The following is a 26,580-nucleotide window of genomic DNA, read 5'->3' on the forward strand; positions in this document are numbered from 1 at the left end:
CCATTTTGTTTTTTCTCCTCAGGCAAAATATATTCAACCCATGTTTCTTACGTATCTTTTGATGTTTCTCATCGCTATCTTCGCGGGATTCTTCGGGGCACTTGTCGGCGTCGGCGGTGGAGTTATAATCGTGCCGGCTCTCTCTCTTGTTTTCCACCTCCCGATCCACATGGCCATCGCTGCCAGCATCGTATCCGTCATTGCGACATCAATCGCCGGTGCGCTTTCTTATGTCGAGCAGGAAATCACGAACATCAAACTCGGAATGTTCCTCGAGATTGCGACAACCACGGGAGCTCTTATAGGTGCGCTCATCGGAGTCCTCCTGAACGGCTGGATCCTGAGCATGATTTTTGGTGGGCTTATCTGCTATATGGCAATTATCTCATACAAGACAAGGAGTTCTGAAGAGAAGATGATCTCTTCGGGCGGTTATTCCTTGGAGTCGAGCGACAAAATTGCGGTCGCCTTGAAATTGCACGGAAAATACCACGACCAGGCCATGAAGACCGAAGTACATTATCACGCCACAAGGACGATCGAAGGAAGCCTTGTTTCCTCGCTGGCTGGAATTGGGTCCGGACTTCTCGGGATCGGCGGCGGAGTCATAAAAGTCGCGGCAATGAATTCATTCATGGGAATCCCGATGAAAGCGGCTGTCGCGACAAGCAAATTCATGATCGGGGTAACCGCCGCGACAAGCGCCGTGGTCTACTTCCTCGCCGGGGGTATCGATATATATGTGGTCGCCCCGGTCGCGCTCGGAACAATGCTGGGCGCGACGTTAGGGAGCTCGGTAATGAACAAACTCCACAGCAAGGTCATCAAGACGATCTTCTTCTTCCTCATGATTTATCTCGGCTATCAAATGATCGCGAAGGGTGTGCTTCTGAAATTCAATTTCAACCTTCCTGGTACACTATGAAAGATAATGCTCGCCGAACCGAAGAGGCAGAAGGCCGCGCGCTTACAAAAGTTGTTGCTTTTATCCTCGGAACCGGAATGTATACGACTGTCGCTCTCTACCTTGCGGGGCTCATCCTCCTTTTCGCGAAAGGCGGAACAGCACCCGCTTTGTCGCGCCAGTATTTCCATTCCTTCGGAGATTTTTTCTCGGGCCTGGTCACTCTCGATGCGAGAGCGTTTCTGTATCTCGGCACCATAACTCTCTTGCTTACTCCAGTGAGTCGTGTGTTTATTTCAATATTTGCATTCTGGAGAGAGAGGGATTTCAAATTCGTAGGTATAACCCTGATCGTGTTTCTCGTGATAGTCGCCAGCGTTCTTGTAGGGAGCGTCTTCAAGATTAATCTCGGGTGACGTTTTCGCCCCGCTCGTTCTCTAAGGTCAGAAACGTGTAGATTAGTCTCTTTGACGAGAGCAGGAAAGGAAATTGATTTTAACTCCCGTTATTGCTAAAATACTGTCCAATGAAGACTTATCAAGTTGACCAATCGGGCTCCAATGAAGAAATCGACTAAGGTTTTTCTGTGGATTCTCGGTATCGTTTTATTGGGGAGCGTCTTCATGGCTGTCCTCTTGAGCGGCGGCGGATCTGAAGAAAGTGAGTACGATCTTTCCGGTCCCGGTTCCAAAATAGCAGTCGCTAACATTACGGGTACAATCCTATCTTCTCGCGAAATCGTTTCAAGCCTGATGTCGCTGTCCGAGAACAGGAGCGTGAAGGCAATACTCCTTCGTGTCGACAGTCCCGGTGGCGGGGTCGCTGCAAGCCAGGAAATTTTTGAAGAGGTAAAATATATAAGTGATTCCGTCAAGCCTGTCGTCGTGTCCATGGGCGCCCTTGCCGCAAGCGGTGGATACTATGTGAGCTGTCCTGCAACGAGGATCGTCGCTAACCCTGGAACTGTGACCGGAAGCATCGGTGTGATCGCGATGTTCCCCAATTACGGGAAGCTGATGGAAAAACTCGGACTTGACATGAATGTCATCAAAAGCGGGGAGTTCAAGGATTCGGGATCTCCTTTCAGAAAGATGACAGATCAGGATAAACAGTATTTCCAGGGAGTTGTCAACGACACCTACAGTCAGTTCATTGCAGTGGTGTCAAGAGAAAGAAAGATCGACATAAACCAATTGAAGAAGATCGCGGACGGGCGAGTCTTTACAGGTTCCCAGGCGCTGAAACTGGGGCTCGTCGATACTCTCGGCTCTTTCGAAGACGCGATAAAGATCGCGGCGAACCTCGGCGGCATAAAAGGGAAACCGATTGTGGTCGAGGCGAGAAGGCAAAGAACTCTTTCCGACCTCATCTTCGGCGACCTCCTTTCGAAGTTTCACTTCCTGGAAAAAGACTTTGAGGAGCAGCCCGTCCTACAGTATAGATTTTTGCAGTAATCCGGAGTACCCCTTCGGAAAAAGGAGAATATAATGAGCGTTACTAAAGCTGATATTGTCGAAGAAATTGCTTTGCAAACCGGTCTCACGAAGATTGAGACTCAGGCTGTGGTCGAGGGATTCCTCGCGTCCGTGCGGAACGCACTGGCGGAAGGAAAGGCTATCGAGATCAGGGGATTCGGAAGTTTCAAGATCAGGAAACGAAAAGGACGAATGGCGCGCAATCCGAAAACAGGTCAGGCATATCCTGTGAAGGAACAGTTTGTGCCCTACTTCAAAGTGTCTAAGGAGTTCAAGGCTTTTGTCGACGAACATCTCGGCAAGAATATTGCGCCTGACAAGGGAAGCGTAGAGGAGGCAGCCCAGAAGTGAAGTCGGGTTTTTGTCCGAAGTGCGGCACAGAAGTCTCGTCAGAGTTTGCTTTTTGTCCGAAGTGCGGATTCAAACTCCCTGAGATTGAGCATGGACCGGTCGAAGAGACAACTGCCGTTTCCACCGGTGCGGCTCTTATCTGTCCGACCTGCGGATTCGTGAATTCTCCTCGCGCGCTGTCTTGTGAGTCGTGCGGCACTTCCCTGAAGAGCGTATCGAGAGTTTCAATTGAGAAGGCCGAACAGACTGGATCGGAACCACAGCCCGAACGAATCACCCGGCAGGAATCAAAAGATCAGCTCCCGAAGCAAAAGCGCGACAAGACTCAAAAAGAAAAACCGCAGCAAAACGTCCGAAAGAAATTTCATCTCGAGCCGTTCCAGGTCGCTGTAATAGTCGCAGCAGTATTTCTCGGCGCGGTGCTTACATACGGAATCATGACCTCGTCGAAACCCTCTCAGTCACAGCAGGATGATTCTAGCACACAGCAGGCTGCCGGCTCCACTCAACCGAGTGCTGACATTCTGCAGGCGATCGACAGACTCAGACAGGTTGTCGACAAGAATCCGTCCGATCTTGTTTCTACACTCAAGCTTGCGAACATGCTCCAGGACAACACTTTTTACGATCAAGCTGCGATTTATTACAAGCGATATCTCGACAAGGTTCCGACCAACGACGACGCGCGCGTGGATTATGGCGTCACATTATTTGAAGGCGGCAGGACACAGGATGCCATCGCACAGCTGAACCAGGCTATAAAGAACAATCCTAAGCATCAGGTTGCATACTTCAATCTCGGAATAGTATATCTTAATGCGCAGGAAATCGACAAGGCGACAGACGCCTTCAAGAAATGCGTTACGATAGATCCGACGACAGATATCGGAAAGAAAGCCAAACAGACTTTGGACGAACACATGAACATTCCTAACCAGCAGGAGGTGAAGTAGTATGCCGAGTGGCAAGAAAAGAAAACGCCACAAGATGGCGACTCACAAGCGCAAGAAACGTCTCCGTAAGATGCGCCACAAGAAAAAGATCCGTTAGTATTTGACGCCTGCGCCGCGGTTCACCGTTACAGGAGGCCGCGGTGCGGCATCTCATTTAGAAGAAAGCCAACATGAATTTTCTGAAAAAGTTTTCAGCCGCCGTCGTGGCGGTCGTGGTCGTCGTCTTTACTCTAGGTTGGGGATTCTGGGCGCATCCTGTAATCAGCAAGGAGGCGGTCGGCCTCCTACCGGAACCGCTTAAGAATTTCTATTCCGCCAACGTCGATTATCTCTCCAAACATTCTTCTGATCCCGACATCCGGCGGAATGAGGACAAGAATGAGGGTTACTATCATTATATAGACATCGACAAGTACGGGAAATATCCGAATTTCGATATTCCGCATTCTTACGATGCAGCGGTAAAGAAATACGGAGCAGATACAGTGATGAAGAATGGAGTCGTGCCGTGGCGGGTTGGGTGGATCACCGACAGCCTTACAGCCGCAATGAAATCGGGAAACGTTGCGGAGGTGCTTCATTTCTCCACCGATCTTTCTCACTATGTCGCGGATATGCACGTCCCGCTTCACGCGACAGAGAATTATGACGGACAGATGACCGGCAACATCGGTGTGCATGCTCGATGGGAAAGCGGAATTCCGGAACACTTCGGCAGCACCTACAACTTCACCGGGATCGATAGCGCTAGCTATATCGATAATCCCGTTGAACATGCATTCGGGATAATAATGCACAGTTATTCACTCATTGGCAAGGTGTTCGGAGCCGACAGTCTGGCAAAATCCGAAATACCGAAGGATCAATTATACCGGGTTGAAGAAAGAGGCGGGCGAAAAACATATATATATTCCGAAGATTATTATACTAAATTCAATTCCGCTCTCGATGGGATGGTTGAATCGCAGATGCGGAAGGCGGCTAAAGAGGTCGCCTCTTATTGGTACACAGCCTGGGTGAACGCAGGTAAGCCTAAATTCTGGTCAAACTGATCAAAGATGAAAAGAAAAGAAACTTTAAATCGAATTCAATTAGCTGAACGGGAAATCCCGAAGAAGTGGTATAACATATCGGCGGACATGAAGGAGAAGCCGCTTCCTCCGCTCGACCCGCAGACTCACAAACCGGTTGGCCCCGATGCGCTTGCCGTGATATTTCCGAATGCCCTCATCGAGCAGGAAGTCACGGAGAAGTTATTCGTGAAGATCCCGGAAGAAGTTCTGAAGATTTATCTGAAGTGGAGGCCTACTCCGCTTGTGAGGGCTCGCGGGTTGGAGGAACTTCTCGAGACTCCGGCCCATATTTACTACAAGAACGAATCTGTAAGCCCGACGGGGAGCCACAAGCCTAACACGGCCGTTGCGCAGGCTTATTACAACAAACTTGAAGGTGTGAAGCGGCTTTGCACGGAGACGGGCGCAGGCCAGTGGGGAAGCGCGCTGGCAATGGCGTGCAACCATTTCCAGCTTGGATGCAAAGTGTTCATGGTCAGATCTTCTTACGAGCAGAAGCCATATCGACGTGCCATGATGCACCTGTGGGGCGCTGATGTCACCGCAAGTCCGAGCGACGAGACGAACTCAGGCAAACATTTCCTCGAGCGCGATCCGGACTCCTCCGGCAGCCTGGGTATGGCGATCAGCGAGGCGGTGGAAGTGGCGGCGAGCGATCCTGAAACAAAGTATGCCCTTGGCAGCGTCTTGAATCATGTCCTCCTCCACCAAACGATCATCGGTGAGGAAGCAATGAAGCAACTCGAGAGAGCCGGAGAATATCCCGACACACTCATCGCTTGTGTCGGCGGCGGATCGAACTTCGGCGGCTTCGCTTTCCCGTTTATCCGGGAAATCCTCCAGGATAAACCGCGCGCGAAGAAAATGCGGGTCATCGCGGTGGAACCTTCCGCGTGTCCGACACTCACGCGCGGGTCGTTCACCTACGATTACGGCGACTCGTCCGGTCTAACACCCCTTCTGTCGATGTACACGCTGGGCCACGATTTTGTTCCTGCTGCAATTCACGCCGGCGGACTTCGATACCATGGCGCCTCGCCCCTCGTGTCTGCGCTTGTAAATCAGAAGATCGTTCAGGCTGTCGCGTATTCCCAGAATGAAGTCTTCGATGCCGCCGTGAAGTTTACGAGGAGCGAAGGCATTGTTCCTGCTCCGGAGTCCGCACACGCGATACGCGCGGCAATCGACGAAGCTCTCCGCGCAAAGTCGGAGGACAAAGAAGATGTCGTGGTGTTCAATCTCTCCGGACACGGCTACTTCGACATGAGCGCGTACGATGCTTATATGCAGGGCCAGCTGGAAGACGTACCGGTTGATGAAGAAGATCTCAAGCGCTATTTGAGTCAGATAAAATCGCTTTAAGTCTCCGCGCAAAGACTTCTCAATAGTCCGACAACAAGTTCATTCTCAAGTAGGTTCTCTGTCTTTTGAGCAAACGTCATTTCCCAGCAGTGAGCTGTTGGGGAAGATAAGGGAATCTTGCGAAGACCTTTTCTAAGAAACGAGTGAAACTCAATAGAATCGTTGCTCGTCCTGGAAGAATCTTTGCGGGGTTGCCAATCCGTTTTCTTGATTTTTACTCCATGCGTAGATAACTTGAAAAATAGAAAAAATCCATAGGAGGTGTATCATGGCACAGGATGACAATGGTCTGACGAAGGGTTTGCTCCTCGGATTCATCGCCGGAAGCGTCATCGGAGCGGTAACGGCGCTGCTTCTCGCACCGAAGTCGGGCAAAGAGCTGCGCGGCGATATCAAGAAAAAGACTGACGAATTGAAAGAGGCGACACAGGCGCAGTTGATGAAAGCAAAAGCGAAAGCTGAGGATCTGGTGAATGAAGGGAAGAAGCGTTCCGAGGAAATGGTAAGTGAGGCAAGACGCCGAGCCGGAACACTAATCTCCGATGCCGAACGCGTAATCGAACAGGCGAAGGGCGAAGGCGGAAAGCTCAAAGCCGCCTTAAAAGCCGGAACCGAAGCCTTCAAGGATGAGCGAAGCAAGAATAGCTAAGAGGGGAATGTCGTGACAACTGTTTTTCTGTTAGTTGCCTCGATCGCCCTTCTCGCAGTCGCAGGCGCAAGCGTCTATGCGATTGTGATGATGAAGGATGCGAGGCAGGTACTCAATCAGCTCGAAGTGTCCCTCCGGGAAATTTCCGAAAAGTCGGGTCCGCTTCTTGAAAATTCCGGCGTGATCACGGGCAAGATCCGCACGATTGCGGAGAGCGTCGATGGCGAGGTGACCAATGTCAAGGGGGCGCTGGATTCTGTAGTCGATGCCGTTGAAGACTTGGTCGAACTTGAACGAAATGTCAAATCCAAGATTGAAGATCCAATAATGGACACTGCAGGATATTTTGCCGCGCTCGCCAGGGGCGTCAGGGTATTCTTGCGCGTACTTAAAAGCTAACCTTAGCCGGGCATCCTGTTCCATCCGGCTTCTCCCGCGAGGATCCGTTAGGACCAAGCTTCCTGACCGGGAAAAGGAGATTGTATGAAGGATTATCTTCCAGCGAGCTTGCGCAACATTGCATTAATCGGCCACGGCGGTTCAGGCAAGACCACTCTCGCCGAGGCCGTTCTGTTTGCTTCAGGTGTCACCACCAGAATGGGTTCGGTTGCCGAAGGCAATACCGTATCCGACTACAACCATGATGAAATCGAAAGAAAGATCTCGATAAGCACTTCGCTTATCCACACCGAATGGTCCGGTAAAACACAGTCGGGACGCGACCTGAAGATCAATATTCTCGATCCTCCGGGATACCCGGACTTTCTCGGAGAAATCAAGGCAGCTCTCCGTGTGTCAGACGCCGCATTGGTTCTCGTGAAGACAGTCGAAGGGATTGAAGTCGGGACTGAAATTGACTGGGCCTTTACAAAAGAGTACAAGACACCGGCGCTCTTCGTCATAAACAAAGTCGATTCCGAACATTCGAGTTTTGAGAAGACACTCCAGCAGATCCGCGACAGGCTGTCACACGATGTCGCGGTGGTTGAATTCCCAGCGAACGAGGGAGCGGGATTCGACAGCGTTGTGGATGTCCTGAGGATGAAGCTCCTTAAGTTCGATAAGAACGCAAGAGGAAAATACACCGAGTCTGACATTCCGGCAGCTCTCAGGGAAAAGGCTGACAAGTGCAGGGAAGAACTTACGGAAAAGCTTTCCGAAACCGATGAAAACCTCCTCAACGTATTTCTCGAGAACGGCGCGCTGACAGACGAGCAGATAGCTGCCGGCCTGAAGAAGGCGATACTCGACAGAAAGATCTTCCCCGTGTTCGCGGCCTCAGGCCAGCAGCTCGCAGGTGTCGCATCGATTCTGGATTTCGTATCTGATTATGCCCCGTCACCCGACCTCGTTCCGCCTGTGACAGGCTACAAAGCAGGCAATGCAAAAGAGGAAATCAAAATTGCTTGCGACCCGGGAGCCGATACGTCGCTGTTCGTTTTCAAAACAATTTCGGAAAGAAATATCGGAGAGCTGTCCCTCTTCAAAGTGTACTCCGGTGTGGTTATGCCGGGAATGGATTTAGTCAACCAGGCCAACGGTAAGGGCGAACGTCTCGGTACTCTTTATGTCCTGAACGGCAAGGACCGGAAGGAGATTTCAAAGGTTATCGCGGGCGACATCGCGGCAGTTGTGAAGCTTAAGGACACTCATACGAACAATACTCTGAGCGGCAGGAATCTTCCCGTCGTCCTGAAGAAAATAGATTTTCCTGAACCGATAATGCGTGTCGCAATCGTCTCGAAGAATCGTCACGATGAAGACAAAGTCGCGTCCGGATTGCATGCACTCCATGAAGAGGATCCGACATTTCTCGTCGAGGTGGACTCCGAGCTCAGCCAGACTGTGATGAGCGGCCAGGGCGAAATGCACTTGCAGGTCGTCGTAAGACGACTCAAGGAACGGTACGGCGTCGATGTCGACATGGTCGAGCCCGACATACCGTACCGCGAGACCATCAAAGGTGTCGTCGCCGATTCCGAATACAAACACAAGAAGCAATCCGGCGGACGCGGACAGTACGGTCACGTGCACCTGAAACTCGAGCCGAAACCGCGCGGAGGCGGTTTCGAATTCGTCGACGCGGTTGTCGGCGGCGTCGTACCGGGCAGGTTCATCCCGGCGGTCGAAAAGGGAGTGATCGAAGCGATGGAACAGGGCGTGATGTCCGGACATAAAGTTGTCGACGTCCGCGTGACATTGCACGACGGTTCCTCCCATCCCGTTGATTCCGACGAAATCTCATTCAAGATCGCCGGCTCGATGGCGTTCAAGAAAGGATTCAGGGAGGCGAAACCGGTGCTTCTCGAACCGATATACGAACTCGAAGTTCTCGTGCCCGACGAGCATATGGGTGATATCATGGGCGATATTTCCGGGAGACGCGGAAAGATACTGGGCATGGACGCCGAAGGAAACAACCAAAAGATCCGCGCGCAGGTACCGCTGAAGGAACTTTATAAGTACGCCAATGTGGTGCGCAGCATGACCCAGGGACGCGGAGTCTTCCGTCAGAAATTCTCTCACTACGAGGAAGTCCCGAAGGAAGTGGCGGAGAAAATCATCGCCGAAGCGCAGAAAGAAAAAGTCGAGCAGGAATAGAAACCGAAATCCCGGATCGAGTGTCCGGGATTCTTATTCAGGAGCGGAATGAATAGACTCTGGACGCCGTGGCGATCGAAATATATTGAATCGTTTTCCGACAAGGACGACGGCTCGCCTAAGAAATGCATCTTCTGTGATAAGGTTTCGGGCACTGACGACGAAAAGAACCTTGTCATTCATCGCGGGACGCATTCCCTGATTATGCTGAATCTCTATCCGTACAACAGCGGTCACCTGATGGTTGTACCTTTTTCTCATAAGTCGGAATTTGGCGAGCTGACCGCCGATGAAAATGCTGACGTTATGAAGGAGACGCAGTTGGCGATGAAGCTGCTGCTTGCGACCTCGCATCCCGATGGATTCAATTTCGGGGCAAATTTCGGAAGGGTCAGCGGCGCCGGGATCGCGGACCATGTGCATTTTCACATCGTGCCACGATGGAACGGCGATACTAATTTCATGCCGGTCCTCGGTGAAACTAAGATCATTTCGGAAGACCTGACGGATACGTACAGGAAGTTGACCGCCGCGCTTCGTACGGCGAAAGTGTAAGAACCTCTATCCCCGATTCTCGAAGAGGGCTGGTAAGAAACATGCGGGGAACATTCCTCAAGCCACGAATCTTTCACGTTAAAGAATTAAATTGGGTGACAAACCCAGGTTCTGATTTAGAATGAAGCGAAAAGTCCTGTTCATATTCGGCACGAGACCCGAGGCGATAAAGATGGCGCCGCTCGTAAAGGCGCTGTACAAATCGGAATCCTTCATAGCCAGGACATGCGTTACCGCGCAGCACCGGCAGATGCTCGACCAGGTGCTCAGGATATTCCGGATAAAACCCGATCATGACCTGAACATCATGACCGAAAATCAGACTCTCTTCGATTTGACTGCGAGGATCATGACGAAACTGCGCGTCGTGCTCGATGTAGAGAAGCCTGACATGGTTGTTGTCCAGGGAGATACTACGACTACATTTGTCGCGTCGGTCGCCGCATACTACATGAAAATTGAAATCGCACACCTTGAAGCCGGGTTGAGGACGGGAAACAAATATGCACCGTTTCCTGAAGAAGTGAACAGAAGACTGACAAGTGTCGTAGCCGACATTCATCTTGCACCGACATCCTGGGCAAAAGAGAACCTGATCAAAGAAAACATACCGGAGGGATCCATTTTCGTGACGGGTAATACCGTCGTCGACGCGTTATTCCATGTAGTGGATTCGCTTAAGAAGTCCGGTGAGGCATTCGGACCGCTTTTTAAAGGAATAGATCTGGAGAAGAGGATTATCCTCATCACCGGTCACCGGCGCGAGAATTTCGGAGAAGGCTTCAGAAACATCTGTGAATCGGTCAGGGAGCTTGCCGTCAAATTTCCCGACGCAGAGTTCGTTTACCCGGTTCATTTCAATCCAAACGTACGCCAGCCAGTAAACAAGATCCTGAGCGGGATTTCTAACGTCCACCTTATCGAACCGCTTGACTACGAGCCCTTCGTCTTCGCGATGGAGAAATCTTATTTGATCCTGACTGATTCCGGAGGCGTTCAGGAAGAAGCACCGTCGCTCGGAAAGCCCGTCCTTGTTATGAGGGACGCGACCGAGAGGCCCGAGGCGGTTGAGGCGGGAACGGTGAAACTCGTCGGAACAGACAAGATGAAGATTATCGGAGGCGTATCGACTCTTCTCACCGACCCCGGAGAGTATTTGATCATGAGCCGCGCGCATAACCCTTACGGCGATGGGAAGGCCTCTCAAAGAATCGTCGCAATCCTCGAAGATCATTTCAAGAAAAAAGATCACAAGTGAAATGAAGAAGAAATATTCTCTTGTAATATTCGACATCGACGGTACGCTTGCGGACACGAGCCGTCTTATCTTCGATTCATTTAATCACGTGGCAAAGAAGTATAGATCGAAAGTGTTCACTCCGCAGGAAATCATGTCGTATTTCGGTCCACCCGAGGAAGTGGCACTTAAGAACATAATCGGTGAAGAAAATTTCGATTCTGTCTGGCGCGATTACCTCGATTACTACCGGGAGCACTCGGACGATTCGACCATATTTCCTGGAATTAAGAAACTATTGACCGAGCTGAAGTCATCCGGCTGTCGGCTTGCAGTTTTTACAGGCAAGGGAAGTCATACGACAGAAATAACCCTGAGTTACCACGGGCTTCGCGATTTATTCGACGTAATCGTTACCGGTTCTATGCTGAAGAATCATAAGCCGGATCCTGAAGGAGTTGAGTTTGCTTTAAAGGCTCTCGGCATCGCGGCGGGGGACGCGGTATTAGTCGGAGACTCGCGTTCGGATTTCAAAGCCGCTGCCGCCGCGAGGATTCATTTCATTGCCGCTGTATATGACTCGCTTGCGGCAAACCGTTTCGATAATATCGATTGTGCGAAAGTGACGACAGTAGACCAGTTGTCTTCTCTACTCTTGTCCGAGAGAAACGGAAACGAATGAGAATGGAAATCTCCCGTCCCGATAGATATTCGCGTTATCTGACAGCTGCCGCGCTTATCATAGCGCTTGCCACATACTGGCGATTCAGGGAGATCGATCTCTCGACGGTCTACGCATACGTCGCGCGGCATGATGTCGTTCGAGCCGCACTGCTTACCGATCTCTCTTCTTCACGCTCGATCCTGTGGGATTTCTTTGGATTATTGAACAGGTTCCTAACGCCGGGATCGATCGAGTTTCTCAGAATAGCAGGGTTGGTAATTACCGTGTTAAATTTTGTGCTCCTCTCGTTGATGCTCGGGTACGTTCTCGGTCAGTGGGTGTGGGGAACGCTTTTGATTTTCCTGCTGGCTTTGTCGCCTCCAGCGATAATCGCTGCGGTGACGGGCGGCCCCGCGGCTGTCGCGGCGACACTCGTAATTCTCTACCTTCTTGCGCTCTACCGAAACCAATACATCTTTGGAGGACTTCTCGCCGCCGCCGCGCTCGCAGCTGGATTGCCCGGACTCATAATGTTTCTCGTCGTGGTCCTCGACTTGCTTCAGAATACCCAGGATCGAGCCAGGATCATACCTAAACTCCTGTCGGCAAGCGGCGCTTTTCTCGCGGTCACCGTCCTGATTTATTTCTACTCTTTGTATGCAGGTGAGGCGGGCCTTCTCACTATACCGCTTGGCGATCATGATCTCAACTGGAATCTTGCTGGAGCGGTTCCGCTTGTCCTGCTGGGCGCATTTGATATCGCAGGTGTCGTCTATCTGATGGTGAAGAACAGATTCGACGTGTATAAAACGCATTTTCACACCTTTATGTTGTGGGTGACGTTCTGCGCATTGTCGGTAGTGCAGCCGACAACTCTTAATTTATTTTGCGCCCTCGTCGTCTCGTCTGTTCTTGCTGCATTCTTTCTCCAGGGATTCGCTTCTCTTTGGAAATGGAAATACGTATCGACGGGAACATTTGTCTTCGTCGTTTCACTTGTGTTCCTCTTCGGTGATATGTATGGGAGCAACAAGTACCTGGGAGACAAGATTTCCATCGAGACATTTGAGCAAGATGAGGCGGTCGACCAGGTGGTGAAAACGATCAGGACTGCGAGCGGGGGAGCCCGGATCGTAACTAATTTCGCCGCCGCTCAATTCGCAGTACGATTGCACAAGCCGGTAATTGAGATCCACAGCGCTTTTCTCCCGATAGAGAATTTTCAAGACGGCGGGTACGGAACCATTTACATTGCAAGCAACATCAGTAAAGCAGACACACTTTTGAGCGGCTGCAAGGAGCTGTTTGCCACAACCTACACTGAAGATGGTAGGACGCTTCACCTCCAGGTCATCAATTGCGAGGAAACGAAATGACTGACAAAATCAAGATTGGAGTGGTCGGTGTGGGCCATCTCGGACAAACCCATGCCCGTCTGCTGAAACAGATTGACTTGTTTGACCTGGCAGGAGTCTATGATATCGATTCGGCCAAGGCAACAAAGATTTCGGACGAGTTGGGCATCAGGGCTTTTTCGTCTATAGACGAAGTGAAGAGATATGTCGACGCCGTATCAATAGTCGCACCTACCAGCGCTCACTTTGATCTCGCTGTCGATTTCATGCGGAGCGGGAAAGCGTGTTTCATCGAAAAGCCTGTGACCACGACGGTTGATGAAGCGGAAACTATAATGAAGATCGCGGCTGATAAAAAGGTCAAGGTGCAGGTGGGACACATTGAGAGATTCAACCCGGCTGTCCTCGCTCTTTCAAAGATCAAGCTGGATCCGATGTTCATCGAATCGCATCGTCTCGCGCAGTTCAAGCCGCGCGGGATCGATGTCGCAGTCGTTCTCGATCTCATGGTCCACGACATCGACCTTATTTTGAATTTCATCAAGAGCCCCGTTGTGAGGGTTGACGCGTCGGGCGTTGGTGTAATCTCTGACACCGTCGATATCGCAAACGCCAGATTGAAATTTGAAAATGGTGCGGTCGCTAACCTGACCTCGAGCAGGATATCTCAGCGGCAGATGAGAAAAATGAGGCTGTTCCAACGTGACGCTTACATTTCCATGGACTTCGCCGACGGCATCGCCGAGGTCTACAGGGCAGTAAAACCGGAGGAAGCTCCAGCCGGTTTTAATCTTGGAACAATAGGAATCGGCAAATCCGAACGAATCGTTACTTACGAGCAGCCGGAGGCACCACAGGTCAACTCGTTGAAGCTTGAACTCGAGCTGTTTGCAAAGAGCATTCAGGAAGATATTCCAACTTCAGTCGGTCCTGAAGACGCACTTAAAGTCATGGTTGTTGCTGATACGATTGTAAAACAAATTGAAGAGTCGAAGTCGAAATTGAAAATCTGAACCGATGAAGAAGAAGGAGTCTCACATAACGATAAACGAACCGATCCTGGATAAGATCGGTAAAATCGCGGATGACGAAAAGGTGACGGCTTACGTAGTCGGCGGCTATGTCAGGGACATGATCATATCTCTTAATGAGCCTGCCATTTACGATTCCCCTGCCAAGGACATCGATATTGTGGTTCTGGGCGATCCTGTTCCATTTTCTAAAAAAGTGTATGAGAAGTTGAATGCTTCGGGTCTTGTCGTATTCGAAAGGTTTCGGACTTCTCAAATGATGGCGGGAAAAGTAAAGGTTGAGATAGTGGGTGCCAGAAAAGAGAAGTATGATTCGAATTCCAGGAAGCCTCAGGTCGAGGCGGCAACATTGGAAGACGATCTCGCGCGCAGAGATTTCACAATCAATGCGATGGCAGTGGCGTTGAATGGCCCTCACGTCGGGTCAAGAACGCAATCATTGGTCGATCCGTTTCACGGTGCTGAAGCGATTTCCAATCACACGGTGGACACTCCTCTCGATCCCGAAGAAACGTTCGGTGAAGATCCGCTCAGGATCCTGAGGGCGATCAGATTTGCATCCCGCTTCAACTTCTCTGTGTCACCCAGAGTCTATAACGCAATCAAGTCGATGAAGGAAAGGTTGTCGATAGTCTCACAGGAGCGAATCACCGATGAGTTCCTGAAGATCCTCGCGGGGTCCAGGCCGTCTGTGGGATTGCGGCTCATGCAGGAAACAGGCATCATGAAGATTGTCTTTCCTGAGATCAGTGACATGCCCGGCGTGGAGCAGCGGCAGGACCATCACCATAAAGATGTATTTCTCCATTCGATGAGTGTGGTGGACAGTCTTGCGGGTGTCAGCCAGGACGTATGGCTGAGATTCGCCGGACTCGTACACGATATCGCGAAACCGGCGACAAAGAAATTCGTCGACGGTATCGGCTGGACTTTCCACGGCCATGACGAGATCGGCGCGCGGTGGATGAAGAAAATATTTCACCGGCTGCGAATGCCGATGGAGCACCTGCCCTATGTTGAGAAACTCGTCCGCCTCCACCTCCGTCCGATGGCACTCGCTGTTGAAGGGGTGACCGACTCAGCGATCAGGCGCCTGCTCTTCGAAGCGGGAAATGATTTCGATGATCTCATGAAACTTTGCCGCGCCGACATCACGAGCAAGAACAGAAATCTCGTCGCAGAGTACTCATCCAACTACGACCTTGTCGAGAAACGTGCTAGGGAAGTGGAAGAAAAGGACAGGATCAAGAACTGGAAACCGCCTGTGAACGGTGATGAGATCATGCAGCTCTTCGGACTTAAGCCCGGGAGAGAAGTCGGTGTATTGAAGAAGCTGGTTGAAAGCGCGGTTCTCGACGGGATTATTCCGAACGATCATGATTCTGCGGTCGATTATCTCAAGTCGCAACGCACAAAAATCCCTCCCCGAAAGTGAAACAGTCGGGCAAGTCATCCGTCTAAATAATAGAGGCATATCTCAAAGCTGAATTTTAAATTCTGAGGAGTTTTAAATGTTGAAGAAGATGATTATTCCTTGTGTTATAGCCGTATTTGCTCAAGTGGCTTTCGGACAACAGAGTGCTGCTGGAAGGCCGCTCAGCCTTCAGGACTGTATTAAGCTTGCGTTAAATCGGAATACATCCGTGTTGCAGGCTCAGTATCAAGCTGAAAGCCAGGACGCGAAGGTATTGAGCGCGTATGGGGGTCTTCTCCCGACGGTAAGCGGGAACGGCCAGTTTGCATACACCGACCAGCGCTCTCCTGTTGGTTACAGGAGCCTTCAGGGAATCCTGATACCGACAACGGGCGGAGTCAACATCAACCGGCAGTACCAGGCATGGGTCACTGCGGACTATACTCTGTTCAATGGCTTTGCGAATTACTCGACAGTCAATCAAGCCAATTCCGCAGGCGAGTCGATGGATTTAGGCTACGAGCGCGCAAGGCAGACAGCCGTATATCAGACAACTCAGAATTATCTTGCTGTCTTCAATTTTCGAGATCAACTCCAGATCAGCCGGGATAATCTAACGAGAGATCAGCAGCAACTTGAGAGTATAAAGGAATCTAACACCGTCGGCTCAGCCTCACTTGCCCAGGTGTACCAGCAACAGGCAACCGTGAGTCAGGATGAGTATGCGCTGGTGCAGGCACAAAATGCATACGATCAGGCGCAGGCAGCTCTTCGATTTTTCCTCGCGATCCCTGTGACGGACACGGTCACTTTTGCGGACCCATCGGTCAAAAGCGAGATAGATACCACTGAATTCGTGCAGGTCAATCAGCAATTCAGCTTGATTCCTCAACTCATGGGTAAGGCATTGGATACCAGGTCCGACTATCAAGCCGCCCAGTACAGCCTCGATGCCTCAAAATCATCTTTGTCGATTGCCAATGCGGAGTATTCACCGACTATAAGTTTGTTTACCCAATATCAATTGAGCGGGCCGCAGTTGACAGGTGCGGGCACGGATAACCTAGCCCAGAACAAGAGTTTTTACGGAGGTCTATCGATCTCTATCCCAATCTTCAACGGGTTCGTAACTCAATCCAACATCCAGCAGGCGGGAGTCGCTGTGAAAGCGTCTGAACAAACTCTCGATGCCACAAAGCGTCAAGTGGCGCTCGATGTGTACCAGGCGTTATTGAATCTCAACGCGTCTGAGAAAGGTTACCTTGCCGCATTGAATGCTGTCGCGGCTGCCAAAATCAATCTGGAGACGGAGCAGGAGAAATTCAGGATTGGCGGCGCTACGCTCCTTGACGTCCTTACTGCTAACGCACAATATACGCTGGCGTTGTCAAGCAGAGTCGTCGCTGCTTACACTTATATACAGGCGAAGGAGCAGATGGAATTTGCTGTCGGAACAATTAACTACTGAGGAATACAATGGCGAAGAATAGCAACAAGAAAAAGAAGATTTTTATTTTGAGCGGGGCTGGAATACTGGTCCTGATTTTGGTCGCGGCGATAGTGATAGGCGGAAAGAAGGAACCTGTCATATCGGTCCAGACTGAGAAGGTCGCGCTCCGTACCATCACACAGGTTGTTACTGCTTCAGGCGACGTCGAACCGAAAGTTCTTGTCAAAATAAGTCCCGAAGTCAGCGGCGAAATAGTGGACCTTCCCGTCGTTGAGGGTCAGAAAGTGGCACAGGGACAGGTGATCGTGAAAATACGTCCTGATACCTACATCGCACAGGTTCAGCAGAGCCAGGCATATCTACAATCGCAGCTTGGCTCCCAGGATTTGGCGAAGGCGAACTACGACAATTCGACTTCCAATTACAAACGGGCACAGGAGCTGTATAAGAAGAATTTGATGAGCGATCAGGATCTCGAATCCGCGAAGACTCAGTTCGAAGTCAACAAAGCGACTTTCGAGTCTGCAAAGGCAAATGTGGCTTCGGCTCAAGCGCAGCTGGCCCAGGCGCAGGACGCTTTTAGCAAGACCACTATCCACGCGCCGATGGACGGAATCGTCAGTGTGCTGAATTCGAAACTCGGCGAACGGGTTGTCGGCACGAGTATGATGGCTGGAACGGAGATCATGGATATCGCAGACATGAATAGCATGGAAGCTCAGGTCAATGTGGACGAAAACGATGTCGTGCTTGTCGCCGTTGGTGACACCTCGCTTTTGTCCGTTGACGCTTATCCCAACAAGAAGATAAAAGGGGTAGTTTATCAGATTGCATCCTCCGGGACCACCACCGGTGCCGGAACCCAGGATCAGGTTACAAATTTTTTGGTGAAAATAAAGATTATCGAGAAAGACGCCGAACTGAAACCCGGCATGTCTGTTACTGCCAACATTCAGACCGCTACTCATCACGATGTCTTGTCGGTTCCGATTCAGAGCGTCACTGTCAGGATGCCGAAAGCAACAGAAGCCAAAGATCAGGGTGCTTCGTCCAACGTCAACAACGCAAAACCGAACGAAAAACATGAAACAGTCAGCGAATGCGTATTTTTGGTTGATAAGGGAGTTGCGAAAACTGTGACGGTAAAGCGAGGTATCGCCGACGATAATTACGTGGAGATAACATCAGGCCTCAAAGAAGGTGAGGAAGTTGTGAGTGGAAATTTCGTCGCGATTAGCCGGGAACTTAATGACGGCTCAAAAGTTAGAGTAGATAATAATAAGTCGTTGGCGACAAAAGCGATCGGAGGATAAGATGGCGTCGTCGGATAAAGTCATTGAGCTGCTAAAAGTAAGTAAAGTGTACGATATGGGTGCCGAAGTTCAGGTCCAGGCACTCAAAGACATCGACCTTATAATCAACAGAGGTGAGTATGTCTCGATAATGGGCCCGTCGGGTTCGGGCAAGACGACGCTTATGAACATTCTGGGTTGTCTCGATACACCGACAAGCGGTAAGTACATGTTCAATGGCGTTGATGTCAGCGATATGGACGACAACGAGCTCGCTAAGATTCGCAACCAGGGAATCGGCTTCGTTTTCCAGACATTCAATTTGATTCCGCGTTCAGATGCACTGCATAACGTGGAATTACCTCTGATATATAGTGGTGTGCCTGCATCTGACAGAAAAGACCGGGCACTCAAAACCCTCGAAATGGTCGGGCTTGCCGAACGGGTCCACCATAAACCAAATGAGCTTTCCGGCGGGCAGCGCCAGCGTGTTGCGATTGCGAGAGCTCTTATTAATGATCCGGCGATCATTCTCGCCGACGAACCAACCGGGAATTTGGATTCGAAAACGGGCGACGAGATAATGCTGTTCATGGAAGAGTTGCACAATAAAGGGATCACGATAATTCTTGTAACTCATGAAGAATATATCGCCGAACATTCCAAGAGGATAATTAGAATTAGGGATGGCATGATAGAAAGCGATCTGCCTTTGGAAAAGAACGGAAAAGTTCACACTTTCCATGAGGCAGAGAAGGTGCGACAGTGACTTTTTGGAGTGAGTTTAATGAGGGGCTGAAACTTTCGTTTGCCGCGCTGATGGCAAACAAAATAAGAGCGGCATTGACTATGGTCAGCATATTTATAGGAATCGTTGCCGTGACTCTCATGGGCGCCGCAATTACGGGACTCACAAACTCGTTCAATAAGAGCTTCCAATTCATGGGGGTTGATGTCTTATACATTGACAAATGGCAGTGGGGCTTTGGCGGAGGCGAATGGTGGAAATATCGAAACCGTAAAGACCTGAAGCCCGAGTACGCGGAAAGAATACAGCAAGAGGCGACATTAGCTGCTGCTGTTGCACCGTCAGTTGATGAAGGTGGAATCATAAAATATAGAGACAAAGTGGCGAACAGCGTTGACATCAACGGAACTACTGCGGCGTATGCCGATGTAAGTAACATGAGCCTTGATGAGGGAAGATTCTTTACCACGGAGGAAGACCGCGGCAATAGACCTTTGGCCGTTTTAGGCGGCGACGTCGCCGATGCTCTATTCCAAAACAGAGATCCGATCGGAGAGACGATCAAGATCAACGGATTGCCATTCCGTGTCATTGGTGTCAGGAGTAAAGAGGGAAGTTTTATGGGAATGTTCAGTCTTGACAACATCGTGTTCATCCCAATTGGTCAGTTCCAGAATATTTACGGGACTCACTACTCCGCAACGATCGATGTTCGCGCTTCCAGCGTAGATGATCTGGATAACTCAAAGGAGGAATTGCGTGGTATAATGAGAAAGATCAGAGGTCTGGCTCCTTACCAGGAGGATGATTTCTCGATCAACCAGCAGGACCAGTTCACAAACGCATTTGACCAAATGATAATGACTGTCGGTATTGTAGGCCTTTTTGTCACTGCGCTCGCACTTTTCGTAGGCGGGATCGGAATAATGAACATAATGTTTGTCAGCGTTACGGAAAGGACCAAGGAGATCGGTATTAGAAAAGCTCTCGGTGCGCCGAGACGCACAATTCTGCTGCAATTTCTGCTCGAGGCTGTACTCATTTGTTTGGTAGGTGGACTTGCGGGACTTGCAGCATCGTACCCGTTAAGCATGCTCCTCGACAAATTCCTGGCGACGTCAATGCCTCTATCGCTTGCAATTACCGGGATTTTGATATCGCTTGTAGTAGGTGTCATCTCGGGACTCGTGCCGGCGCTCAGGGCGTCGAAACTCGATCCAGTCGATGCGTTGCGATACGAATAAGGATAGCTAGTGCAGACTCTAAAGGACTGCTCAGGAAATGGTTACCAGGAATCTCGCTTACCGGCGGGAATAAAATAGGCGGAGACACCGAGCTATGAATAAGAATTTCATTTTGTCTGAGTGGCGAGAAAGTTTTGCAATGGCGATCTTTGCGATCCGCGCTAACAAGCTTCGTTCTAGCCTTACACTCCTGGGGATTGTAGTGGGTGTCTTCTCGATCATTGCAGTCAACACGGCGATGACAGTTCTCCAAAACTACGTCGTATCGAAGTTGAATTCCTTGGGATCGAACACCTTTGTGGTCCGGAAATTTCCCGCTTTCTACACTAGCGATTGGGATAAATACAGGAATCGAAAAGACATCACGTATGAACAGGCAATGGAATTAAGTAGGCAGGCTACTCTTGCAAAGAGCGTGGGAGTATTGTCGGGCACGGGAGCGAAGATCGTTCACTATCGCGATCAGAAAACGAATCCCAATGTGTCACTACTTGGCATTACTCCTGATATCTCATCAGCGCGGAACGAAATAATCGCAGAGGGCAGATCGATTGGTGAAAACGATATTGAAACTGAACAACCAGTGTGCGTCCTCGATCCGAATTTGGCCAAATCACTTTTTCTACATTCCGATCCGATTGGTGAACAGGTGACGATTGATGGCATCGGTTACACCGTTGTCGGTGTCATCGAAGACCAAGGGAACATGATTGGCCAGTTTTACTCTTTAGAAGTTCCAATCACGACCTTCTTCGCGAGGTATGGAAAGGTGAGGAGGAGCATGAACATCTACGTGCAGGCCAAAAGCCAGGAAGTGTTAAGTGAATCTCAGGAACAGGCTGAAGGGATATTGCGCACGATCCGGCAGGTCCCGCCGGGAAAAGATGATGACTTTGATATTATTTCTAACGCGTCGATGGTAGGTCAATTCGACAAGGTGACTCTTTACGTGAAAATCGGGGCAATAGTTGTAAGCGCGATCGCCCTCCTTGCCGCCGGCGTCGGCATTATGAATATCATGCTTGTCGGCGTCACCGAACGCACTAGAGAAATCGGCGTCAGAAAATCCGTCGGTGCGACGAAGCGCAACATACTGATTCAATTCTTGTTGGAAGCGATAGTGCTTTGCGAAGTTGGAGGAGTGATCGGCATCCTTCTGGGCCTGCTCGGTGGAAACATGGCGGCACTTCTATTGCATTTGCAGGCGGCGTTCCCGGTCGACTGGGCAATCATTGGGCTCGTCGTGTGCTCGATGGTCGGCGTTACGTTCGGGGTTTACCCCGCATATAAAGCCGCAAGCGTCGATCCGATCGAGTCGCTCAGATACGAATGATAAGAAAATAAAAAGACAAAGGTCAATAGTCGCAAAAGATAAGTTGTAACAAGGACAGGTCGCGCAGTACCAGCTTATCTAGCTTTGACGTTTGCCTTTTCATCACGTCTTCATCCGGAGTCCTTTTTCCTCGTAAGAGAAAATCCAACCTACCACTTTCCCCGGTTCGATCGTTTCGAAATTGTCCCAGTATTCTCTCGTATAGATGTACCTCGAACTCGTGTCGCCTGACGGAATCGGAACGATCATCTTTCTAATTTCGTCGAACCGGTTCTTCCAGCGGCTCATGTTTCTTATCCTCAGGTCTACCCAACCGTCATGTGCCCAGGCATCGATGGACTTCTGATTTGCCTGGAGGACATTTTCTCCCCTGAACGGCGGTATTTTTATTTCCTCGCCTCTGAGCAATTCGGTCCCGTTGGGAAGAAGTATCGGTATCCCGATTGAGATTATCTCGCTGCGTAGTTTCTTCTCCCGTTTGATAAGATCGAGTGCTTCCTCAGACATTTTTTCGGGTGAAGTGGCAGCAATCTTGTCGAAATTCTCGTAGAGCCTGAGGATGATGTAAGATTCGTAAAGAAGTTTTGAAAGTCTGGGAGGTCCAAGAAGTTCGAATGCGACGCTGTCCACTTTGTGTTTCTCTTCAAGCTCTTTCATCTTCGTGAATGCCGAATGGAACATATAACCGGCACGATATGTCGGTGCCAGGGTCGCGTTATCGAGGGCATTTATTATGTCGTGGCCGGTATTTCCTCCCTTTATTTCAAAAATGACATCTTCGGCAATTTCTTCGGGAGTAACGTATTCCATTTGACCCGGTGTCGTTATCGCCTCGAACTCCCCTTTGGAGAAAAGCCCGTTCTCGCCTGTATCGATGAATACCGACTTCAATCGTTCGGTTGTTACTTTGGTTTTCTCGGCGTTTTTCAGCTCGAGAACTTTGGTGATTTTATATGGGTCGTCGGGCGAACAATCCTGGAGCATGATCGGCTTGCCCCTTCTCATGATTTCTCCGAACGCGACGCGCTTCCACGCGATCGCGGCGGTCGGCTTGATTTCCTTCGTGATCGGCGCGTCGGGAGTTCTTCCCATGAGGAACATCAGAAGCGTATGAGCGCCCGCGACGGCAGACTTGCTCAGGAGAACGCTGCTCGGCTTCTCCTCGCTGTGAGTGTACGGAATGTTGAGTCCCATTCCGCCTGTTCCGCTGGTGCCGATCTTGACGTACACCTTCGTGCTCGCCTCATGCATCGAGCGGTACAATATCTGGATGTGCCTGATTAATTGAGGGGTGTATTCAGTGCACAGCAGCCTTTCCACTGAATCATAAAGACTGTTTTCGGTTCCGCTTTTCGCTTTGTCAAGCTCCTTCAGCACCGCCCGGCTCGTCTGAAACAGGTCCTGGTATGCGATCGCCGTTGCTGAGTTGATGCAATCGACTACAACTTCCGGCCTGTAATCAGTGAGAAGATTGTAAAGTGTACTTGCCTTGAGGACTTCCTCGGACAATTCGCCGAGCATATCGGCGATCAGGACTCTTCTTCGTGCAGAATCGCCAAGTACCTCATCGCGCGGGATGTCTTTAAGTTCCTCCCGCATGAAAATGTTTCCATGAAATGGCACAAAAAAATCCGGGTCAAGATCCGGAAATTCTTTTCTCAATAGAGTTACTGCTTCAGTGGCTTCGCTCTTGAGAAGCGAGGTAACTATAATCTTGTCCGGTTTTTCCGGGACAAGTTTGCGGCAGATTGCCGAGCCCACTAAGCCCCAGCCGCCGAGAACAAGGACGGTTTTTCCTTTGATCTCCATTCGGGGTTCCTTTCATTTTGCCACACAAAATAACTGTCAGGTGCACTTCGCGCAAGATTCCGCCGCATGACCGTTGGGTTGCCCGCATGGATTTCAAGCCGAAGGGCCGTCGATTGCATTTGTTTCGCTCGTCCGTTAAAATAGCCGAGTTGCAAAATCTAAAAAGGAGGTAGTCAGTGGCTTGCACAAGAAGACTAATGGCACTTATTGCCGTTATGTGTTTGAGTACCTCGGCGGCTTTCGCCAGCGGTTATCAGCTTAACGAACACGGTGCCAGGGCTGTTTCAATGGGAGGCGCTTTCGTAGCGCGGGCTTGGGACCCGTCCGCGATCTATTTCAACCCAGCGGGACTGAGTTACGTCAAAGGATTCAATATCATGGTCGGGGGGACCCTCATCCTTCCAAGCACGACATTTACCGGGCCTTATCCGAACAATACCGAATCGAAGATGAATCCGCTTTCGTTCTTTCCGCCTAACGCCTACATAACCTACAATTTCGGTAACGGGCTGGCGGCGGGAATCGGCGCTTACACGCCTGAAGGTCTAGGCACCGATTGGCCGACGAACTGGGTCGGCAGGTTCATCATTACGAAAATCAACCTCCAGTCGTTCAACATCAACCCGACTGTTTCATATTCGTACCAGGATGTCGTTTCAGTCGGAATCGGTTTCGATTACGCGCTCGGTAACGTCACACTTGAACGAGTTGCGAATACTCCATTCAGCGATTCAACCGGTACACCGATTACGCCGTTCGTCCACATGGACGGAAGCGCGAAAGGAACCGGCTTCAATTTCGGACTTATGGTGAAACCGATCGATAATATCTCCATAGGGTTTTCTTACCGAAGTAAGATCGATTACAAAGTCGATAATGGTACGGCGACTTTTTCAAACGCAGGGATTCTTGCCAGCCAGCTTCCCGGCGGAGCAGTATCGACATCGGTGCCATTTCCGGAAACCTGGTATCTTGGCATAGCCTATAAGGGGGAGAACTATTCTATCGAAGCCGACTACCAGTACGTCGCATGGAGCGCTTATCAGCAGCTGACGCTCGCCTTCAAGACTGTTACTACTCTCCAGCAAAACCTGTCGATAACCGGCGACTACGGCAATACTTACATCATGCGCGTCGGCGGAGAGTATTTGCTGAACGATATGTGGTCGCTGCGGGGCGGAGTATTCTACGATAAGAATCCCATCCCGGATGCGTACGATCTCCCTTTGCTCCCCGATGCGGACCGACTCGGTCTCAATCTGGGTGTCGGAGTTAACGTCACGAAAAATATTTCCGTTGACGCTTCATATATGTTCCTTCCATTTAAGCAGAGGACGATCACTACCTCCGCGTTCGGCTTCAACGGGACGTACAACACGACTGCAAGTTTGATCGGCGTCGACGTGACGTACCAGTTTTAGTTTGCTCTAACAAAAAATCACGAGGAGCAACAATGAAAAGTTTTGAATTGAGTTTTAAATCGATATTGATGTTGACTGTGGCTGCCTTTGTGTTTGGGTCATGCGGCGACTTCAAGAAGTCAAGCGTTGTGACCCCGCCTTCTCTTGGCAGCGTAGATTTCACCCGATTCGTTTCGCTTGGCAACTCGTTAACAGCGGGATACCAGAGCGGTGCGCTGTATGAATCCGCGCAGAAATACAGCTTTCCGGCGCAAATCGCCCGCCAGGCAGGAGTAGCGGATTCGGCGTTTCAGCAGCCGCTCATAAGCGAACCCGGAATCGGTGGACGCATGAAAATTCTTAACCTTAACGGACCTGTCATCGGCACCGATCCGCCAGACGCAGGAACACCTCTCAACACGCTCCTGTCAAGACCCTACAACAATCTCGGAGTCCCGGGAGCAGTCCTCTTCGACCTTACCGACACAGCGAGTTTCGCCGGCAAAGCAATGCCGCCCAGGAGCAACCCGTTCTTCCAAATTGTTCTAAGGAGCTCGGGCTTCGGAAGCAGCCCCGTAGCGCAAGCGTCGGCTCTCCATCCGACTTTCATGACCGTTTGGATCGGTGCCAACGATGTTCTTGGCTACGCGACTTCCGGAGGTACTGTCGGGACGATGGGACCAGGCTCAGGACCGACCGACGTGCCGACATTTTCGTATTTGTACAATCAGACAATGAGCGCGGTCCTTTCGGGTGCTTCAGGCGCGAAGATTGCCGTTGCGAATATTCCGGACGTAACAGGAATCCCCTTCTTCACCACGATCCCCGACAGTTTCCCGAATCCGCAGACCGGAAAAGCTATCGGGCCGTTCATTGTCGAACGGCATCATGCCGACGGCACTCTGCACGCAGAACCGATCAACGCACGTACGGATTACATACTGCTGACCGCCATCGATTCGTTGAACGCCAAGGTGGGAGTGCCAGCTCCTTATGGCACAGGGCGACCGCTTCCCGATGAGTACGTACTCGATTCGTCGGAGGTTGCCACCGTCGAGACTGCGATCGATGGTTATAATGCGGCAATAGCCAACTTCGCATCCAACAATTCCGCCAAAGTAGTTCTGGTGGACGCTCACACAGCGCTTCAGAATTTTGCAAAGTATGGCTTCGTCGGACAGGGAGTAGTGTTGAACGCAAGTTATATAAGCGGAGGCTTCTTCGGACTCGACGGTGTCCACCCGACATCGCAAGGTTATGCGTACGTTGCAAACATCTTCATCGGCGCAATCAATCAGCATTTTGGCTCGAACATTTCTCTTGTGCCGATTTCCAGCGTGCCGAGTTCAATCGTGCTCGGTAAGAGAACTGCGCAAGAGATCATGTGGCCGGAGATTCATTACTCCGACCTGAGACAAATGCTCGGGCTGATCCAGCAGAACGGCAGCCGTTAGAACTTAAATCCTCGACATATTTCAAGCCCCGCTTTTTTTGCGGGGCTTATTTTATGTAAATTGTGTCTTACTGTGATATGTCGATACTAGTTTGTCCAAATTGTCATTCTACTAATCTACGGCGAAGCCACAGTCGCAACGCAGGTGAAAGATTCCTGAAACTGTTTCGACGGAGACCTTACAGGTGCAAGGATTGCGGCTGGAGAGGCGAGCTTGTTTCCTCCGC

The 26,580-nt window shown here is 50.5% G+C and carries 24 protein-coding genes; 23 read left to right on the forward strand and 1 reads right to left on the reverse strand.

The window, feature by feature from the left end; translation table 11 throughout:
- Positions 1-40: 40 nt before the first annotated feature.
- From VIS48_11355 to VIS48_11455, 21 genes are all read left to right on the forward strand, one after another.
- Complete coding sequence (locus VIS48_11355) at positions 41-925, forward strand: sulfite exporter TauE/SafE family protein (GenBank protein HEY9166747.1); 885 nt, start codon at positions 41-43, stop codon at positions 923-925.
- Complete coding sequence (locus tag VIS48_11360; GenBank protein ID HEY9166748.1) at positions 922-1,320, forward strand: DUF1634 domain-containing protein; 399 nt, start codon at positions 922-924, stop codon at positions 1,318-1,320. The genes VIS48_11355 and VIS48_11360 overlap by 4 nt, the downstream gene beginning before the upstream one ends.
- A 207-nt stretch (positions 1,321-1,527) precedes the next feature.
- Entirely contained in the window at positions 1,528-2,358 is an 831-nt protein-coding gene (sppA, locus tag VIS48_11365) for a signal peptide peptidase SppA (GenBank protein ID HEY9166749.1), read from the forward strand.
- Positions 2,359-2,391: 33 nt separating this feature from the next.
- Positions 2,392-2,730, forward strand: coding sequence for an HU family DNA-binding protein (locus VIS48_11370; GenBank protein HEY9166750.1), 339 nt, complete (start codon positions 2,392-2,394; stop codon positions 2,728-2,730).
- Positions 2,727-3,683: a tetratricopeptide repeat protein gene (locus VIS48_11375; GenBank protein HEY9166751.1), complete on the forward strand. Its 957-nt coding sequence runs from the start codon at positions 2,727-2,729 to the stop codon at positions 3,681-3,683. Before VIS48_11370 ends, VIS48_11375 begins: the two co-directional genes overlap by 4 nt.
- A 170-nt stretch (positions 3,684-3,853) precedes the next feature.
- On the forward strand, positions 3,854-4,735 hold the full coding sequence (locus VIS48_11380; protein HEY9166752.1) for a S1/P1 Nuclease: 882 nt from the start codon (positions 3,854-3,856) through the stop codon (positions 4,733-4,735).
- A 6-nt stretch (positions 4,736-4,741) separates the two neighbouring features.
- Positions 4,742-6,118 (forward strand): TrpB-like pyridoxal phosphate-dependent enzyme, encoded by a 1,377-nt coding sequence (locus VIS48_11385; GenBank protein ID HEY9166753.1) that lies wholly within the window; start codon positions 4,742-4,744, stop codon positions 6,116-6,118.
- Between the two features lie 268 nt (positions 6,119-6,386).
- On the forward strand, positions 6,387-6,767 hold the full coding sequence (locus VIS48_11390) for a YtxH domain-containing protein (GenBank protein HEY9166754.1): 381 nt from the start codon (positions 6,387-6,389) through the stop codon (positions 6,765-6,767).
- Between the two features lie 12 nt (positions 6,768-6,779).
- Complete coding sequence (locus VIS48_11395) at positions 6,780-7,166, forward strand: DUF948 domain-containing protein (protein ID HEY9166755.1); 387 nt, start codon at positions 6,780-6,782, stop codon at positions 7,164-7,166.
- Positions 7,167-7,250: 84 nt separating this feature from the next.
- A complete protein-coding gene (gene fusA, locus VIS48_11400; protein ID HEY9166756.1) occupies positions 7,251-9,368 on the forward strand; it encodes an elongation factor G in 2,118 nt (705 codons plus the stop codon).
- Between the two features lie 48 nt (positions 9,369-9,416).
- Complete coding sequence (locus tag VIS48_11405) at positions 9,417-9,923, forward strand: HIT domain-containing protein (GenBank protein HEY9166757.1); 507 nt, start codon at positions 9,417-9,419, stop codon at positions 9,921-9,923.
- 121 nt (positions 9,924-10,044) lie between these two features.
- The gene (gene wecB, locus VIS48_11410; protein HEY9166758.1) at positions 10,045-11,181 is read left to right on the forward strand and encodes a UDP-N-acetylglucosamine 2-epimerase (non-hydrolyzing); all 1,137 of its coding nucleotides are present in this window, start codon (positions 10,045-10,047) and stop codon (positions 11,179-11,181) included.
- A gap of 1 nt (position 11,182) precedes the next feature.
- Positions 11,183-11,842 (forward strand): HAD family hydrolase, encoded by a 660-nt coding sequence (locus VIS48_11415; protein HEY9166759.1) that lies wholly within the window; start codon positions 11,183-11,185, stop codon positions 11,840-11,842.
- The gene (locus VIS48_11420; GenBank protein ID HEY9166760.1) at positions 11,839-13,200 is read left to right on the forward strand and encodes a hypothetical protein; all 1,362 of its coding nucleotides are present in this window, start codon (positions 11,839-11,841) and stop codon (positions 13,198-13,200) included. The genes VIS48_11415 and VIS48_11420 overlap by 4 nt, the downstream gene beginning before the upstream one ends.
- Complete coding sequence (locus tag VIS48_11425; GenBank protein HEY9166761.1) at positions 13,197-14,192, forward strand: Gfo/Idh/MocA family oxidoreductase; 996 nt, start codon at positions 13,197-13,199, stop codon at positions 14,190-14,192. The genes VIS48_11420 and VIS48_11425 overlap by 4 nt, the downstream gene beginning before the upstream one ends.
- Before the next feature lie 4 nt (positions 14,193-14,196).
- Positions 14,197-15,645, forward strand: coding sequence for an HD domain-containing protein (locus VIS48_11430; GenBank protein ID HEY9166762.1), 1,449 nt, complete (start codon positions 14,197-14,199; stop codon positions 15,643-15,645).
- Positions 15,646-15,721: 76 nt separating this feature from the next.
- A complete protein-coding gene (locus VIS48_11435) occupies positions 15,722-17,092 on the forward strand; it encodes a TolC family protein (protein HEY9166763.1) in 1,371 nt (456 codons plus the stop codon).
- An 8-nt stretch (positions 17,093-17,100) separates the two neighbouring features.
- Positions 17,101-18,387 carry an efflux RND transporter periplasmic adaptor subunit gene (locus VIS48_11440; GenBank protein HEY9166764.1) on the forward strand — a complete coding sequence of 429 codons (1,287 nt, stop codon included), beginning with the start codon at positions 17,101-17,103 and terminating at the stop codon, positions 18,385-18,387.
- A 1-nt stretch (position 18,388) separates the two neighbouring features.
- Positions 18,389-19,135, forward strand: coding sequence for an ABC transporter ATP-binding protein (locus tag VIS48_11445; protein HEY9166765.1), 747 nt, complete (start codon positions 18,389-18,391; stop codon positions 19,133-19,135).
- Complete coding sequence (locus tag VIS48_11450) at positions 19,132-20,358, forward strand: ABC transporter permease (GenBank protein HEY9166766.1); 1,227 nt, start codon at positions 19,132-19,134, stop codon at positions 20,356-20,358. The genes VIS48_11445 and VIS48_11450 overlap by 4 nt, the downstream gene beginning before the upstream one ends.
- 94 nt (positions 20,359-20,452) lie before the next feature.
- Positions 20,453-21,691: an ABC transporter permease gene (locus tag VIS48_11455; GenBank protein HEY9166767.1), complete on the forward strand. Its 1,239-nt coding sequence runs from the start codon at positions 20,453-20,455 to the stop codon at positions 21,689-21,691.
- Between the two features lie 102 nt (positions 21,692-21,793).
- Here VIS48_11455 and VIS48_11460 read toward each other — a convergent pair whose 3' ends face one another.
- Entirely contained in the window at positions 21,794-23,500 is a 1,707-nt protein-coding gene (locus tag VIS48_11460) for a short-chain dehydrogenase (protein HEY9166768.1), read from the reverse strand.
- Between the two features lie 176 nt (positions 23,501-23,676).
- Between VIS48_11460 and VIS48_11465 the strand changes: the two genes are divergently transcribed.
- Together VIS48_11465 and VIS48_11470 are read left to right on the forward strand one after the other, a co-directional pair.
- The gene (locus VIS48_11465) at positions 23,677-24,921 is read left to right on the forward strand and encodes an outer membrane protein transport protein (GenBank protein ID HEY9166769.1); all 1,245 of its coding nucleotides are present in this window, start codon (positions 23,677-23,679) and stop codon (positions 24,919-24,921) included.
- Positions 24,922-24,953: 32 nt separating this feature from the next.
- Positions 24,954-26,354 (forward strand): SGNH/GDSL hydrolase family protein, encoded by a 1,401-nt coding sequence (locus tag VIS48_11470; protein HEY9166770.1) that lies wholly within the window; start codon positions 24,954-24,956, stop codon positions 26,352-26,354.
- The last annotated feature ends 226 nt before the right edge of the window (positions 26,355-26,580 follow it).

It is taken from the genome of Candidatus Kryptoniota bacterium, assembly GCA_036567965.1.
Classification (GTDB): Bacteria; Bacteroidota; Ignavibacteria; order Kryptoniales; family JAKASW01; genus JAKASW01.

Bases quoted from the DNA above. Each gene is read 5' to 3' on its own strand.
- VIS48_11455 (HEY9166767.1), top strand. From the start codon at position 20,453: ATGAATAAGAATTTCATTTTGTCTGAGTGGCGAGAAAGTTTTGCAATG.
- VIS48_11405 (HEY9166757.1), top strand. From the start codon at position 9,417: ATGAATAGACTCTGGACGCCGTGGCGATCGAAATATATTGAATCGTTT.
- VIS48_11430 (HEY9166762.1), top strand. From the start codon at position 14,197: ATGAAGAAGAAGGAGTCTCACATAACGATAAACGAACCGATCCTGGAT.
- VIS48_11415 (HEY9166759.1), top strand. From the start codon at position 11,183: ATGAAGAAGAAATATTCTCTTGTAATATTCGACATCGACGGTACGCTT.
- wecB (HEY9166758.1), top strand. From the start codon at position 10,045: ATGAAGCGAAAAGTCCTGTTCATATTCGGCACGAGACCCGAGGCGATA.
- VIS48_11370 (HEY9166750.1), top strand. From the start codon at position 2,392: ATGAGCGTTACTAAAGCTGATATTGTCGAAGAAATTGCTTTGCAAACC.
- VIS48_11445 (HEY9166765.1), top strand. From the start codon at position 18,389: ATGGCGTCGTCGGATAAAGTCATTGAGCTGCTAAAAGTAAGTAAAGTG.
- VIS48_11435 (HEY9166763.1), top strand. From the start codon at position 15,722: ATGTTGAAGAAGATGATTATTCCTTGTGTTATAGCCGTATTTGCTCAA.
- VIS48_11460 (HEY9166768.1), bottom strand. From the start codon at position 23,500: ATGGAGATCAAAGGAAAAACCGTCCTTGTTCTCGGCGGCTGGGGCTTA.
- VIS48_11355 (HEY9166747.1), top strand. From the start codon at position 41: ATGTTTCTTACGTATCTTTTGATGTTTCTCATCGCTATCTTCGCGGGA.
- VIS48_11470 (HEY9166770.1), top strand. From the start codon at position 24,954: ATGAAAAGTTTTGAATTGAGTTTTAAATCGATATTGATGTTGACTGTG.
- VIS48_11420 (HEY9166760.1), top strand. From the start codon at position 11,839: ATGAGAATGGAAATCTCCCGTCCCGATAGATATTCGCGTTATCTGACA.
- fusA (HEY9166756.1), top strand. From the start codon at position 7,251: ATGAAGGATTATCTTCCAGCGAGCTTGCGCAACATTGCATTAATCGGC.
- VIS48_11360 (HEY9166748.1), top strand. From the start codon at position 922: ATGAAAGATAATGCTCGCCGAACCGAAGAGGCAGAAGGCCGCGCGCTT.
- VIS48_11385 (HEY9166753.1), top strand. From the start codon at position 4,742: ATGAAAAGAAAAGAAACTTTAAATCGAATTCAATTAGCTGAACGGGAA.
- VIS48_11380 (HEY9166752.1), top strand. From the start codon at position 3,854: ATGAATTTTCTGAAAAAGTTTTCAGCCGCCGTCGTGGCGGTCGTGGTC.
- VIS48_11390 (HEY9166754.1), top strand. From the start codon at position 6,387: ATGGCACAGGATGACAATGGTCTGACGAAGGGTTTGCTCCTCGGATTC.
- VIS48_11440 (HEY9166764.1), top strand. From the start codon at position 17,101: ATGGCGAAGAATAGCAACAAGAAAAAGAAGATTTTTATTTTGAGCGGG.
- sppA (HEY9166749.1), top strand. From the start codon at position 1,528: ATGGCTGTCCTCTTGAGCGGCGGCGGATCTGAAGAAAGTGAGTACGAT.
- VIS48_11425 (HEY9166761.1), top strand. From the start codon at position 13,197: ATGACTGACAAAATCAAGATTGGAGTGGTCGGTGTGGGCCATCTCGGA.